The organism is uncultured Nocardioides sp. (genome assembly GCF_947488025.1).
Lineage (GTDB): Bacteria > Actinomycetota > Actinomycetes > Propionibacteriales > Nocardioidaceae > Nocardioides.
The window spans coordinates 445,064-460,050 of record NZ_CANKYS010000001.1 but is presented as its reverse complement, the minus strand read 5'-3'; the positions used below and the strand labels follow the sequence as shown (position 1 = coordinate 460,050).

Below are 14,987 nucleotides of genomic sequence, written 5' to 3'. Positions count from 1 at the left end.
CATGGCGATCTCGCTGAGCAACAACAAGCACACCGCCAACCGCGTCCGGGCGCGCCTGCGCCGCCAGGCGCGTGGTCGCAAGCGGATCAACGGGACCGCCGAGCGTCCGCGCCTGGTGGTCACGAAGTCGGCCAAGCACCTCTCGGTGCAGGTCGTCGACGACCTGCAGGGCGCCACCCTGGCCTACGCCTCCACCATGGAGGCCGACGTCCGTGGCACCGAGGGCGACAAGACCGCCAAGGCCAAGCTCGTCGGCGAGCTGGTGGCGTCACGTGCCAAGGCCGCCGGTATCGAGGACGTCGTCTTCGACCGGGCCGGCAACAAGTACCACGGCCGCATCGCGGCCCTCGCCGATGCCGCCCGCGAGGGCGGATTGTCCTTCTGATCGCCTCACGCGACCAGAGAGAGAACTTAGATATGGAGCACATCTCATGAGCGGAGCCCAGCGCGGACAGCGCAGCGGTGGCTCGGGCGACCGTCGCGGACGCGACAACGGTCGTGGCCAGGCCGAGAAGTCTGTCTACATCGAGCGAGTCGTGGCGATCAACCGAGTCGCCAAGGTCGTGAAGGGTGGTCGTCGCTTCAGCTTCACCGCCCTCGTGATCGTCGGCGACGGTGAAGGCCTGGTCGGCGTCGGCTACGGCAAGGCGAAGGAAGTCCCTGCCGCGATCGCCAAGGGTGTCGAGGAGGCCAAGAAGCACTTCTTCAAGGTCCCCCGCATCCAGGGCACCATCCCGCACCCGGTCCAGGGCGAGAAGGCCGCGGGGGTCGTCCTGCTGCGTCCCGCCGCTCCCGGTACCGGCGTCATCGCCGGTGGCCCGGTGCGTGCGGTGCTCGAGTGCGCCGGCATCCACGACGTGCTGAGCAAGTCGCTCGGCTCGTCCAACCAGATCAACATCGTCCACGCGACCGTCGAGGCGCTGCGGATGCTCGAGGAGCCCGAGGCCGTGGCTGCTCGCCGTGGCATGCGCGTCGAGGACGTGACCCCCGCCGCGCTGCTCAAGGCACGCGCCGAGGGCCAGACCGAGACCGCGGGGGTGCAGTCCTGATGGCACAGCTCAAGGTCCAGCAGAAGCGCGGACTGGTCGGCCTCAAGGCCAACCAGCGCGAGACGCTGCGCTCGCTCGGTCTCAAGCGGATCGGCGACGTCGTCGTGAAGGAAGACCGCCCGGAGATCCGGGGCATGATCAACACTGTCCGTCACCTGGTGACGTTCGAGGAGGTGGAGTGACATGACGCTCAAGCTGCACCACTTGCGTCCCGCTCCGGGCGCCAAGACCGCCAAGACCCGTGTGGGTCGCGGTGAGGGCTCCAAGGGCAAGACGGCCGGCCGCGGCACCAAGGGCACCAAGGCGCGCTACCAGGTGCCTGCTGCCTTCGAGGGTGGCCAGATGCCGATCCACATGCGCCTGCCCAAGCTGAAGGGCTTCAAGAACCCCTTCCGCGTCGAGTTCCAGGTCGTCAACCTCGACCGCCTCGGGGAGCTCTTCCCCGAGGGTGGCACCGTGACGGTCGAGGACCTCGTCGCCAAGGGTGCGGTTCGCAAGAACCAGCCCGTCAAGGTCCTGGGCCAGGGCGACATCTCGGTCGCCGTCCAGATCAGCGCCGACGCGTTCTCGAGCTCCGCCAAGGAGAAGATCGAGGCTGCCGGCGGCACCGCGACCGTGGCCTGAGGCTGCGATCTCGCTCATCCGGTGAAGGCCTGGCCCACAGTAGGAACTGTCGGCCGGGCCTTCGTCGTTCTCCCCTTGCTCGTCGGCGGGGAGGAAGCGGGCCGAACCCCGACTGTTAGGCTTCCCCGGGCCCTCCGCCGTACGACGGCGAGGGTGTCTCGTCCGCCCGCCGATCCTGGCTGGGCACCCATACGAAAGAGGAACCAGTGCTAGGCGCGTTCGCCAACGCTTTCCGGACTCCGGACCTGCGGCGCAAGCTGCTCTTCGTCCTGCTGATCATCGCGATCTTTCGGCTCGGCTCCCAGGTGCCCACCCCGGGTGTGCACGTCGCCAACGTCCAGGCGTGCATCGACCAGCTCGAAGAGGGCGGCCTCTACAGCCTGATCAACCTCTTCTCGGGTGGTGCGCTGCTCCAGCTCACCATCTTCGCGCTGGGGATCATGCCGTACATCACGGCCTCCATCATCCTGCAGCTGCTCGTCGTGGTGATCCCACGGCTCGAGGCGCTGAAGAAGGAGGGCCAGGCCGGTCAGACGAAGATCACCCAGTACACGCGCTACCTGACGCTCGGCCTGGCCGTGCTGCAGGCCACCGGCATCGTGGCCCTCGCCCGCAGCGGCGCGCTGCTGCAGGGCTGCACCCGCGACCTGCTGCACGACGACGGCACCGCGACCTTCCTGGTCATGGTCGTCACCATGACCGCCGGCACCGCGGTCATCATGTGGCTCGGTGAGCTGATCACCGACCGCGGCATCGGCAACGGCATGTCGATCCTGATCTTCACCCAGGTCGTCGCCACCTTCCCGGCGTCCCTGTGGAGCGTGCAGACGTCCCAGGGCTGGGTCACCTTCGCCATCGTCATGGTGATCGGCCTGATCCTCGTCGCCGGCGTCATCTTCATCGAGCAGGCCCAGCGCCGCATCCCGGTGCAGTACGCCCGCCGGATGGTGGGGCGCAAGATGTTCGGTGGCAACTCCACCTACATCCCGCTCAAGGTGAACCAGGCCGGCATCATCCCGGTCATCTTCGCCTCGTCGCTGCTCTACCTCCCGGCCATGGCGGTGCAGTTCAACCCCGAGAGCCAGAACCCCGTGCTCGACTTCATCGGGACCTACTTCGTCAACGGTGACCACCCGCTCTACATGGCGACGTACTTCCTGCTGATCATCTTCTTCACGTACTTCTACGTCTCGATCACCTTCAACCCCGTCGAGGTGGCGGACAACATGAAGAAGTACGGCGGCTTCATCCCCGGGATCCGGGCGGGCAAGCCGACCGAGGACTACCTGTCCTACGTCTTGTCCCGCATCACGTTCCCTGGAGCGCTCTACCTCGGTCTGATCTCGCTGGTCCCGCTCGTCGCCTTCGCGATGATCCAGGCCAACCAGAACTTCCCGTTCGGCGGCACGTCCATCCTCATCATGGTCGGCGTGGCACTCGACACCGTGAAGCAGATCGAGAGCCAGCTCCAGCAGCGCAACTACGAAGGATTCCTTAAGTAGATGAGACTGATCCTGATGGGCCCGCCGGGGGCGGGCAAGGGCACCCAGGCCCGGTTCGTGGCCGACCACTTCGGCATCCCGGCGATCTCCACCGGCGACATCTTCCGCGCCAACGTCTCCCAGGGCACGCCGCTCGGCGTCGAGGCCAAGCGCTTCATGGACGCCGGTGAGTACGTCCCCGACGAGGTCACCAACCTGATGGTGCGCAACCGCATCGACGAGGCCGACGCCGCGCCCGGCTTCCTGCTCGACGGCTACCCCCGCACCCTGGCCCAGGTCACGGAGCTCGACGGGATGATCGCCTTCACCGGCCACCAGCTCGACGCCGTCGTCGTGCTGACGGTCGACGCCGAGGAGCTCGTGCAGCGTCTGCTCCAGCGGGCGCAGACCGATGGCCGCGCCGATGACACCGAAGAGGTCATCCGCCGCCGCCAGGAGGTCTACGCCGAGCAGACCGAGCCCCTTATCGGCGTCTACCGCGAGCGCGGGATCCTCGTCGAGGTCGACGGGATGGGCGAGGTCGACGAGGTGACGACCCGCATCTTCGACGCGCTCGACGTCGTCCCCCAGAGCTGACCGCCGGCGCAGGGCCATGGCGTTCCGGGACCGGGGGATCGAGATCAAGACCCCCGAGCAGATCGACCTGATGCGTGTGGCGGGGCGGCTCGTGGGGGAGACCCTCGAGCTGCTCCGTGCCGCCGTCCGGCCGGGGGTCACCACCCTCGAGCTCGACACGCTGGCCGAGACCAACATCCGCGACCACGGCGGCGTGCCGTCCTTCAAGGGCTACAGCCACCCGCCGTTCCCGGCGACGATCTGCGCCTCGGTCAACGACGAGGTGGTGCACGGCATCCCGGGCCCGCGCACGCTGGCCGAGGGTGACGTCGTCTCGATCGACTGCGGCGCGATCGTCGAGGGTTGGCACGGCGACGCCGCGATCACCGTCCCGGTGGGCGAGGTGTCCGACGACGTGACCGAGCTGCTGCGGGTGACCGAGGAGTCGCTGTGGCGCGGCATGGCCGCTGCCCGGCTCGGCGGCCGGGTGGGCGACATCAGCCACGCCGTCGAGACCTACGTCCGCTCGCAGGGTCGCTACGGGATCCTCGAGGACTACACCGGCCACGGCATCGGCACGGAGATGCACATGCCGCCCAACGTGCCCAACGTCGGCCGACGCGGCCGTGGCCCGTCCATCGTCGAGGGCCTCGCGCTCGCCGTGGAGCCGATGGTCACGCTGGGCAGCAAGCACACCGACCTGCTCGAGGACGAGTGGACCGTGGCGACCGTGGACGGGTCCTTCGCCGCCCACTTCGAGCACACGTTCACCGTCACGCCGCAGGGCGCCTGGGTGCTCACGGCGGTCGACGGCGGGCAGGGCCGGCTGGCCGCGCTCGGCGTCCCATTCGGCGGACGCTGACGTCGATTTCACTCCCTCCCCGAGCCGCATGACAGACTGACGCGGTTGGAGGGGAGTATTCCTCGGCAGTGGTGTCGTCAGTACGGCGTCCGCGCGAGCGGCGCCCGGTGCCACTGGTTCGTCACCCCGGGTCTTCCCGGGCGGGCGAGCGGAAGAGACCTCTGGCGTCCGTGCGCTGCGCGGACACCGATCTCGCCTCATCCCTAGGAGCAACAGCGTGGACGTACCCACCTGGGTCTGGATCGCCACTGGCGTGGTGACCCTTGCGATCTTCACCTTCGACCTCGCCGTGGTCGGCCGCCGGCCGCACGAGCCGAGCATGAAGGAGTGTGCGACCTACCTCTCGATCTACGTCGGCATGGCCATCCTCTTCGGCCTCGGCGTCTGGTACACCTCAGGCGGCACGTATGCGCTCGAGTTCTACTCCGGCTGGCTCGTGGAGTACTCGCTCTCCATCGACAACCTCTTCATCTTCATCATCATCATGGCCAAGTTCGCCGTGCCTCGGGAGCTGCAGCAGTACGCCCTGATGATCGGCATCGTGATGGCGCTGGTCATGCGGGCCATCTTCATCGCCGTCGGCGCGGCCGCGATCAGCAACTTCAGCTGGATCTTCTACCTCTTCGGCCTGTTCCTGATCTACACCGCGTTCAAGCTCGCCAAGGAAGGCGCCGAGGACGAGGACGACGAGTTCGAGGAGAACAAGCTCGTCGCGTTCGTCGAGCGTCGCTTCCCGGCCACCTCGGAGTGGCACGGCAAGAGCCTGGTCATCACCGGCGAGGGCGCCAAGAAGATGATCACGCCGATGTTCATCGTGATCCTCACCCTCGGCACCACCGACCTGCTGTTCGCGCTGGACTCGATCCCGGCGATCTTCGGCATCACCAAGGAGCCCTACCTGGTGCTGACCGCGAACATCTTCGCGCTCATGGGTCTGCGCCAGCTCTACTTCCTGATCGGCGGCCTCCTGCAGCGCCTGATCTACCTCTCCTACGGCCTCGCGTTCCTGCTGGCGTTCATCGGCGTCAAGCTCTTCTTCCACGCCCTGCACGAGAACGAGCTGCCGTTCATCAACGGCGGCGAGCCCCTCGACTACGCCTGGCTGGAGATCCCGATCTGGCTCTCGCTCGTGGTCATCGTCGCCACGCTGGCGATCACCGCGGTGCTGTCGCTGTGGGCCTCGAGCCGGATGTCGCCGGAGGAGCAGGACGCGGCCACCGGCCCGCGCCGCGACTGGGAGGACGACTGACCCCCTGACGTCGGGACCCGCGGGTCAGGACACGCACTGGCTCGCGCTGGGCGAGTTGTCCGACCCGCGGGTCATCCGCACGTCGAGGCACACCGGGTCGTCGGTGCGCACGAGCAGCCGCCTCCGCGACGTGCTGCCGTACTCGTCGGTGTCGTCGCGGTGCCAGCTGAACGAGTCGCCGTTCTCCACCGGCACGGGCGGCCGCCACTCGAACAGCACCCCGCGCGGCGTGCGGCTGCCGGTGAGCGTGACCGCCTCGATGAGGACATCGGGAACGACGTCGCCCGGTGTCTGGGACTCCGTCGGGACCACCACGCCCGGGTCCTCGGCCCGGTCGTTGCCGCCGAGGACGAGGAAGCCGACCAGCAGCGCGAGGACCGCGACACCGACGCCGGCCCAGACCAGGCCCGGCACGCCGGCGCGCTCCTCCTCGCCGTCCGGGGCGAGCGGTGAGGGGTCCTGGGCCGCGATCCGCCGTGGGCCGCTCGCCGAGATCACGGTGACCGGCTTCATCGCCGTCGCGTCCTCGGCAGGACCCGTCGACCCCGCCGGCCCGGAGGACCCGAACGAGCCGGGTGCGCCCGATGCCGCGCGTGCCTCACCGACGCCGACGGACGCGTCGGGCCGGTCGCCCTCCACGGCGACGGCTGTGCGCGCCCAGCCGGCCGCCGACTCGATGCGCTGGAGCGCGCGGGCGAGCTCGAGGGCGCTGGCCGGACGGTGCTCGGGACGCTTGGCGAGGCACTGCTGCAGGAGCCGGTCGAGCGCGGGCGGGACGTCGGGGCGCTGGGTGGCCGGGGGAGCGGCGTGCAGGATGCGCGCGCTCAGGGCGCGGGTGGAGTTGTCGCCCGACGGGATCGAGAAGGGGGACCTGCCCACGAGCAGGTGCCAGATGGTCGCGCCGAGGGAGTAGACGTCGGAGGCCACCGACCCGTTGGACCGACCGTCGAGGAGCTCGGGCGGCGACCAGGGGTAGGAGATGCGGACGTCGCTGTCGCCCTCGACGTCGGCGATGTGACCGGCGATGCCGAAGTCGGTCAGCGCAGGCTCGTGGTAGGTCGTGACGAGGACGTTGCTGGGCTTGATGTCGCGGTGCAGGATCCCCGAGCGGTGCGCGGTCTCGATCGCGCTCGCCAGCTTGATGCCGGTGGAGACCGCGTCGACCGGCGCCATCGGGTTGGCGCGGACCCGCACGCCGAGGTCGGGCGGGGGACAGTAGCGCATCACGAGGAACGGGCGGCCGCCCTCGGCCGTGACCCCGGCCGTGATCACCGAGACGATGTAGGGGTGGTCGGCGAGGCGTGCCATGGCGTTGGCCTCGGCCGTGAACAGGTACTTCTCGCGGTCGGTCAGCGGGACGTCTGGACGGACGACCTTGACCGCGACGCGCTGGCGCGGCCACTGCTGCTCATAGAGGAAGACGTCGGCGAAGCCGCCGCTGCCCAGGTGCTCGACGAACGCGAACCCCGGGATGACAGGTGCGCTCACCGGGCGACCGCCCCCGACTCGTAGCGGACGCTGTAGACGTGGGCCAGGTCGAGCACCGTGCCGGGTTCGAGCACGTAGGCGTCGCCGGGCTTCATCCGCTCCGGGTCGCGACCCGGGGGAGCGATCGTGGTGCCCCCGCGGCTGTCGAGGTCGCGGGCGATCACGTCCCACCCGTCGAGCTCGAGCTGCAGGTGCTGCCTCGACACGAAGGAGTGGTCGGAGGGCAGGTGGACGAGGTGCGGCCAGTCGGTGCTGCCCTGGGCGGGCGCGGGCTTGCGGCCCAGGATCACGCCCCGGTCGAGGGGGACGACCTCGCCGGTCGGGAGGCGCAGGCCCCCCAGCGACGGCCGGTCCACCCGCCGCGGCTCCTGCGGGGCGACCCGCTGGTGGCACACCCGGCACTGCGGCGCGATCGGTGGGGTCAGGTGGCCCAGCGGGCAGCTGACGGCGAGCACCGTGGGGGTCGTGCCGTGGGTGAGGTGGGCCGGTCGCAGCGACGTCGCGCCGTCATGATCGTCGTGCCCGTCGGGCTCGGGAGCCGACGTCGGAGCCGACGGAGGCCGGATCGTGGTGTGCGCCCCCTCCTCGATGCGCTGCATCATCAGGGGGTCGGGCTCGGAGGTGTCGACCAGGGAGCCGGTGTCCTCGACCGGACGGCGTACGCGGGTGCGCGGGGGAGGGCCGTCGGGACCCTTGGCGGCCAGGATGGCGTCGGGGATGCCGTCGATGAGGGCGGCAGCCGCGGGCGGCGCGGTCTCCTGGGCGCGGTGCACCGGGGCGGTGCGGGCCGAGACGGGCGTGAGCTCGACCCGGTCTGCGGAGACGACCCCGCCCACGAGGCGCCGGGTGCTGGCGAGGCCGTCGGGGTCGGCGCCGGCGTCGAGGCTGAGCACCCGCGCCGGTCCGGCGAGGCGCACGTGCCCGGCGCCGCGCGACACGGTCGTGGAGGCGCCGGAGGTGAAGTCGACGAGGGCCAGGCCGGGCGGATCGCCCTCGAACGCCTTCTCGGCGATCGCCAGCACCCGCTCGGCGGCGCTCGCCCCCGACGGCGCGGTCAGCGCGAGGGCCTCCCAGATCTCCTGGACGACCCGCTCGTCACCGGGGTCGGTCAGCAGCACCCAGTGCGCGCCGCTGCCGACGAGCACGCCGGCCCCACTGGCGTACCGCGCTTCCACGATCAACGTCGGCTCCCCTCGTACACGCCCACGGTTCCATCATCACCCATCACGCCTGTCCCGCGCACATGGTCGGGATTTGTCGGAAACTTGTCCGAACGTCTGAGACATACATACGCTCCTGCCTGGGTGAGTGCGGCGGGCGCACCTCATCCGTGGGGCCAAGGGGGACTCGCGTGGCACGTGTGACTGCTCTGCGTCGACACCGGGCGGGCATCGCCTCCGGCGTCGCGCTGGCGATCGCGACGACCGCCGTCATCGTCTACGCCGTGTCCGCCGACGGCTACAAGAAGCACGAGGCCGAGCTCAACGACGGCGGGGTCTGGGTCGTCAACGGCAAGAAGGGCTGGTCCGGCCGGCTCAACAAGCCGATCAACCAGCTCGACGGCGTGGTGCCGGGTGACAACGGCAAGGCCCGCCTCGACGTGGTCCAGGACGGCGCGGCCGTCGTGACCCTCGACGCCGGGACGAGCCGCGGGCAGGTCATCGAGACCAGCCGGCTCGAGGCCCAGGACGGCGGCTCCGCGGCGGTCCCGGTCTCCGGTGACGTCGCCATGGCCGGCGGCACGCTCGCGACGGCGGACGCCGAGACCGGCGAGGTGTGGGCGGTGCGCTACGACGACCAGCTCGGCAAGCCGGTGGTGAGCGCCGTCGACCGGCAGGCGAAGCCGCTCGCCGAGGTCGGCGAGGGCGCGGCCCTGACCGTCAGCCAGTCGGGGACGGTGGTCGTGACGTCCACCGAGGAGGGCACCGTCACGACGCTGGCCCCCACCGCCGCGGGCTTCCGCAAGCCGCGCGCGCGGGACCTGTCCGGTGACGCCGGCCAGGTCTCCGACGTCACCACCGTCGGCGACCGCGTCGTCACCCTCGATGCCGACGCGGGAGTCCTCGGCGTCGTCGACGGGGCCACCGTGACCGTGCCGCCGGGGAGTCGGCTGCAGCAGCCGGGGCCGGCCTACGACGCGGTGCTGGTCGGGGCGCCCGACGGGCTGCTGAGCGTCGACCTCGACTCCGGCGACGTCACCACCGTCTCCGACAGCTCCGGGACACCGGTCGAGCCGGTCCGCCTCGGCGCCTGCGTCTTCGGCGCCTGGTCCGGCGGGCTCGGAGCGCTCGCCGTGCAGTGCGGGTCGCAGGACGTCAACGAGAAGGACCTCGGCGGCAACGCGACCAACCTCGCGTTCCGGGTCAACCGCGGCGAGATCGTCCTCAACGACGCCAACAGCGGCAACGTCTGGGACGTTCAGCAGGACAAGCCCGTCCGCATCGACAACTGGGAAGCCTTCACGTCGAAGAAGAAGAACAAGGACGACGACGAGGAGAACGAGAACCAGAGCGACGCCGACAGCCGACCGCCGCGCGCCAAGCCCGACTCCTACGGCGTCCGCGCCGGTCGTACGACCGTGCTGCACCCGCTCGACAACGACTCGGCGCCCACCGGGCGGTTGCTGAGCATCGTCGACGTGGACCAGCCGTCCGGCGGTGCGCGCGTCGAGATCAGCCCCGACGGGCAGACGCTGGTCCTCCAGATGCCCGAGGACGCCCGGCCCGCCCGGTTCGACTACTTCATCGACGACGGCCGCAACGGCGTCTCGGCCAACGCCTCCGTCGACGTCGAGGTGCGTGGGACCGAGCAGAACGAGCCGCCCACGCTGCGCGAGGGCTGGAAGAAGCCGACCTACAAGGTGCCGCACCGGGGCGAGCTCGCCGTACCCGTGCTCGCGGACTGGCGCGACGACCGGGACGGCGACACCCTGCTCCTGGACTCCGCGACGGCCGTGGGTGGCGAGCAGACGGGTGCCGCTGCCCGCACCACCGCCGACGGCCGCATCCGCTTCACCGCCCCGTCCGGCGCGGCCGACGGACCGCAGCTGGTCCGCGTGGAGTTCGCCGTCACCGACGGACGCTCCGCACCCGTGACGAAGTCGATGAGCTTCCAGGTCCAGGCGCCCAAGGACCAGAAGGCCTACGCCCCGCAGGCCGAGCCCGACGTCGTACGCGGCGAGGTCGGCAAGCCGATCAAGATCCGGCCCCTGCTCAACGACCTGCCCGGGTCGGACCCCAACGCCACCGACGCCGAGCTCTCGCTGGGCGGCAAGGTGCCCCGGCAGCCCGGCGCCGAGGTCGTCTCCGACCTCGACTCCGGCCAGCTGACCTTCACCGGTGAACGTGCCGGGACCTACTTCCTCAGCTATGACGCAGCCTTCGGCAACGCACCCCTCGACCAGGCGACGATCCGGGTCGACGTGCGGGCCCGTCCCAAGCGGGCGGCCGAGCCGATCGCCATGCCCGACACCCTGACCGTCTTCGGGCAGAACCCGGGCATCGTCGACGTGCTGGCCAACGACCTCGACCCTGCGGGCGGGCTGCTGGTTGTGCTGCGCGCGAGTGCGGACCTCGACGGCCAGCTGGACGTGGCGATCGTCGACGGGCGGTGGCTGCGCATCTCCGCGACCCGCCCCGACCTCGTGCCGTCGACGCAGACCGTCGCCTACACGATCAGCAACGGCAGCAGCTCCGCGGTCCAGGGCGAGGTCGTGGTCACCCAACGCGCGGCGCCGGCCGACAACACCCCCATCACGGTCTCCGACAAGGTCGTGGTGCGAGCCGGCGCAGCAGTCTCGGCGCCGGTGCTCGACAACGACGTGTCCCCGGCCGGCGACCGCCTCGCCCTGCTCAACGACCTGTCGAGCACCGACACCCCCGGCCGGCTCGCCGTGGTCGCGCCCATCGACGTCACCGGCGACGTCGGCAAGGCCTTCGTGTCCGGGCGCGTGGTCCGCTACGTCGCGCCCGACGACATCGAGGAGCGCGACACCTACACCGTCACCTACGTCGCCCAGAACCTCGAGGGCAAGCGGGCCGACGGCACCCTCAGGGTGACCGTGGTGCCGGCCGACGACCCCAACGACGCCCCCGAGCCGCCGACCCTCGAGGGCCGGGTGGTCTCCGGGGACACGGTGAAGGTCCGCATCCCCGGGGTGGGAGTCGACCGCAACGGCGATCCGGTCACGGTCACCGGCATCACCTCCGCCCCGCGGCTCGGTCGGATCGAGGCCGTCGGCGGCAACTTCCTGGAGTACCAGGCCTACCCGCGCACGGTCGGCACCGACGAGTTCACCTACTCGGTCGTCGACTCGCAGGGTGCCTTCGCGACCGGAACGGTCCGGGTGGCGGTCGTCGAGCCGGGGCAGCCCCAGCCGCCGCTGGCCGTCGAGGACCGACTCACCGTCGAGCCGGGACGTACGGCGACCTTCGACCCGCTCGCCAACGACTTCATCGCCGCCGGTGACTCGGTCGAGATCGAGATCCTCGACGGTCCCGACGGCGCCCGCCTCGACCCCGAGACCAACCTGGTGACGGTGCCGGCGCCCGACTCCGCCAAGGCGCCACCGACCGTGCTCGTCTACCGGGTCACCAACGGCATCGACGAGTCACGCGCGACGATGACGCTGACCACGGCGGCCGACTACGACAACCCGCCGATCGTCTACGACGCCTTCGGCCGGGCCGACGACAGCGGGAGCGTCACCGTCGACGTCCTCGAGGGCGCCTACGACCCCGACGGTGCCGCCGAGGACCTCGAGGTGGTCGAGGTCTCCGGTGACCCGTCGGCCCGGGTGGTCGGTGGGACCCAGGTGCGCGCCAACCGGGGCGAGGCCCCGAAGGTGCTGCCCTTCCAGGTCCGCGACGCCGACGGGGCCACCGCGGCCGCGTCGGTGTACGTCCCGCCCACAGGAAACGGTCTGCCCTACGTCCTTCCCGGGTCGCTCATCGAGCTCGACGCCGGCTCCAGCACCACCGGCAAGGTCTCCGACTACATCGCCGCGCCCGACGGGGGACGGGTGCGCCTGGCCTCGGGCCGTCGCTCGTGGTCCGCCTCGCCGACTGCCCTGACCGTCGGCCCCGACGGGGACAACCGCTTCACCCTGTCCGCGCAGGCGGGCTTCCGCGGGCCGGGCTCGGTGCTCGTCGAGGTGACCACCGCGACCGACGCCAGCGGCAACGAGGACGCCACGACGACCGAGGACGGCGTGACGGCGATCCTGTCGATCCCTGTCGTGGTCGGCGACGACACCCCGTCGCTCGAGTGCCCCTCGAGCGTCATCCCGATGTCGGCCGGCCAGCGCTACGACCTCGACATCGCCACCTACTGCAAGGTGTTCACGGTCGACCCCCGCGACGCCGTGGGACTCGACTTCTCCGCCGAGTGGAGCCAGACGGTCGACGGTGTCGACGTCAGCAGCCCGCTGGGCTCCGTCGTCGCGATCACCGCCGCGGACGATGCCACCGAGGGTGGTGAGGCCGTCCTGACCGTGCGGGCGGGCGACAGCAACACCCAGGAGGTGCGCTTCCGGCTCGCCCAGGCGCCGCCGCCGAGGCTGCTGCCGATCCGCGTGGAGACGATGGAGGCCGGGCAGTCCCGCAGCTACGACATCGGCGCCTACCTCGAGGCCGGCGTCGCCGACCCGCAGCCGCGCATCGTGTCGGTCCAGAACACCGGCAACCCGGCGGTCAAGGCGAGCGTCGACGGCGGCCGGCTCACCCTGCGCGCCTCGGAGGACGCCCGCGGGGTGGACGCGGGCTTCGACCTGGTCGTCAGCGACGTCGACGAGTCGGACCCGCCGCCCACCCGCCGCGCGCGGGGCCGCATCCAGTTCCGGGTCGTCGGGGTGCCGGGAGCGCCCGGTGAGCCGCGCCCCTACCCGCTCTCCGACGAGGTCGGCACCATCAAGATGGGATGGGCGCCGCCCGACGACGACGGCGGCGCTCCCGTCACCCACTACTTCGTGCGTGAGGAGAGGTCCGGCACCCGGCAGCGCTGCGACACCAACGAGTGCGTGTTCCGCAAGCTCAAGACGGGCGGCAACTACAGCTTCCGCGTCCAGGCGGTGAACCGTGTGGGGGGCGGCGACTGGAGCAAGTTGTCCCGCACCGCCCGTGCCGACACCCAGCCCGGCCGGGTCCAGAACATCCGCATGATCGAGCGCGGCGACGGGCAGATCACCATCGGCTGGGACAAGCCGACCACCAACACCTCGAGGATCCTGGACTACACCATCACCTGGCCCGGCGGCCCGACGGCGACCGTCCCCGGCAACACGATGACCTACATCGCCACGGGGCTGGACAACAACCGTCAGTACACCTTCGACGTGAAGGCGCAGAACCAGGTGGGCTACTCGCTGGTGCGGACCTCCTCGCCGATGCAGCCGCTCGGCACTCCGTCCGCGCCAGCGGCTCCGGCGGTATCGGACCTCGAGGCCGGTGCCAACCAGACCAGCATCCGCATCGCTTGGCAGGCCGTGCTTCCCGAGGGGCCCGGACCCACGGCCTACACCGTGAGCTACACCACCGGCGGTGACTCACGACCCGTGCCCGGGTGCCAGATGCTGGCATCGCTCAGCTGCACCCACACGGGGGTTCCCTACGACGGGCTGACCTACTCCTACACGGTGGTCGCCGCGAACCAGCCCGTCGGCGAGACGGGGAAGCGTTCGCAGCCCAGCGCTCCCACCGCCATCCAGGCCGTCGGCCGACCGGCCCCGTGGGGGTCGTTCCAGGCGACTGCCACCGGTGCGAACCAGGAGATCCAGCTCCAGTACACCGTCCCGGACTCGAGGGGCTCCACGAGCCGCGTCGACGTCCTCGTCGGTGGTGGCATCGCGAGGAACTACCCGCAGCAGACCGGCACCAACGCCCCGCGCGTCCAGGTGCCCGACAACATGCAGGCCTACCCCGTGCAGCTCCGCGTGTGCAACGAGGACGCTCCTGCCGGGTGCACGCTCAGCGGAGTGGTCAACGTGCAGACCTACGGACCTCTCCAGCCCGACCACCTCGCGTCGATCCAGCCCGTCCCTGACGGCCGGAGGCTGTCCTGGGTGGTCAGCGGGACGTCCAACGGTCGTCCGGCGACCGTCACCGTCTCCTCCGCCGATCGCAACCAGTCGTTCCAGGTGCCGGCCGGGCAGTGGAGCGTCCAGACCCAGAACCTCGACGTCGGCTTCCGCCACGGTGAGCGGGTGACCGTCACGCTCTCGGACCCGGCCAACGGGCGCGGACCCGTGTCGCGCACCGCCGACGGCTCCACGGCGGCGCCGCCCGAGCCCGAGGTCGTCATCTTCCGGGGCGACCGCTGCTCGACCCGGGCCGATCGCCCGGCCGACGTGCCGGACTGTGGTTCCCGGGGCTGGACCGGTGACACGTGCGAGGACGACAACTGCGCGTTCATCAACTTCAGCGTCCGCGGCTTCATGTCGCGCTACACCTGCACCATCCAGCGCCGCTTCCGCTCCGACATCCTGTTCTCCGTCGAGCCCGCCGAGGACCGGGGAGGCAACGCCTTCCACTACGGCTCGGTCGCGTTGGGTCAGGTCGCCCTCAACTGCACCACACCCGACTACCGCCCCAACGAGGGCAGCTACCAGTCCGCGGGATCCGGGTGGCGGGACTGGTGACGCGCCACCAGCCACGGACACGTCA

11 protein-coding genes are annotated in these 14,987 nt (G+C 70.7%); 9 read left to right on the top strand and 2 right to left on the bottom strand.

The window, feature by feature from the left end:
* The first annotated feature begins 1 nt into the window (after position 1).
* From rplR to Q1B24_RS02050, 8 genes are all read left to right on the top strand, one after another.
* Positions 2 to 385, top strand: coding sequence for a 50S ribosomal protein L18 (gene rplR / locus Q1B24_RS02085; RefSeq protein WP_299922692.1), 384 nt, complete (start codon positions 2 to 4; stop codon positions 383 to 385).
* 46 nt (positions 386 to 431) lie between these two features.
* Complete coding sequence (rpsE, locus tag Q1B24_RS02080; protein ID WP_299922690.1) at positions 432 to 1,049, top strand: 30S ribosomal protein S5; 618 nt, start codon at positions 432 to 434, stop codon at positions 1,047 to 1,049.
* On the top strand, positions 1,049 to 1,231 hold the full coding sequence (gene rpmD / locus Q1B24_RS02075; protein ID WP_056599717.1) for a 50S ribosomal protein L30: 183 nt from the start codon (positions 1,049 to 1,051) through the stop codon (positions 1,229 to 1,231). Before rpsE ends, rpmD begins: the two co-directional genes overlap by 1 nt.
* A 1-nt stretch (position 1,232) precedes the next feature.
* Complete coding sequence (rplO, locus tag Q1B24_RS02070) at positions 1,233 to 1,673, top strand: 50S ribosomal protein L15 (protein WP_299922687.1); 441 nt, start codon at positions 1,233 to 1,235, stop codon at positions 1,671 to 1,673.
* A 206-nt stretch (positions 1,674 to 1,879) separates the two neighbouring features.
* Positions 1,880 to 3,175, top strand: a complete 1,296-nt coding sequence (gene secY / locus Q1B24_RS02065; protein WP_299922685.1) for a preprotein translocase subunit SecY — start codon at positions 1,880 to 1,882, stop codon at positions 3,173 to 3,175.
* Positions 3,176 to 3,751 (top strand): adenylate kinase, encoded by a 576-nt coding sequence (locus tag Q1B24_RS02060; RefSeq protein WP_299922683.1) that lies wholly within the window; start codon positions 3,176 to 3,178, stop codon positions 3,749 to 3,751.
* 16 nt (positions 3,752 to 3,767) lie between these two features.
* The gene (gene map, locus Q1B24_RS02055) at positions 3,768 to 4,592 is read left to right on the top strand and encodes a type I methionyl aminopeptidase (protein ID WP_299922681.1); all 825 of its coding nucleotides are present in this window, start codon (positions 3,768 to 3,770) and stop codon (positions 4,590 to 4,592) included.
* A gap of 217 nt (positions 4,593 to 4,809) precedes the next feature.
* Positions 4,810 to 5,841, top strand: a complete 1,032-nt coding sequence (locus Q1B24_RS02050) for a TerC family protein (RefSeq protein WP_299922679.1) — start codon at positions 4,810 to 4,812, stop codon at positions 5,839 to 5,841.
* Between the two features lie 24 nt (positions 5,842 to 5,865).
* On the opposite strand, the gene Q1B24_RS02045 is transcribed toward Q1B24_RS02050, so the two are convergent.
* Both Q1B24_RS02045 and Q1B24_RS02040 read right to left on the bottom strand, forming a co-directional pair.
* Positions 5,866 to 7,329, bottom strand: a complete 1,464-nt coding sequence (locus Q1B24_RS02045; protein ID WP_299922677.1) for a serine/threonine protein kinase — start codon at positions 7,327 to 7,329, stop codon at positions 5,866 to 5,868.
* Entirely contained in the window at positions 7,326 to 8,504 is a 1,179-nt protein-coding gene (locus tag Q1B24_RS02040; protein WP_299922675.1) for an FHA domain-containing protein, read from the bottom strand. Before Q1B24_RS02040 ends, Q1B24_RS02045 begins: the two co-directional genes overlap by 4 nt.
* A 176-nt stretch (positions 8,505 to 8,680) precedes the next feature.
* Between Q1B24_RS02040 and Q1B24_RS02035 the strand changes: the two genes are divergently transcribed.
* Complete coding sequence (locus Q1B24_RS02035; protein ID WP_299922673.1) at positions 8,681 to 14,962, top strand: fibronectin type III domain-containing protein; 6,282 nt, start codon at positions 8,681 to 8,683, stop codon at positions 14,960 to 14,962.
* The last annotated feature ends 25 nt before the right edge of the window (positions 14,963 to 14,987 follow it).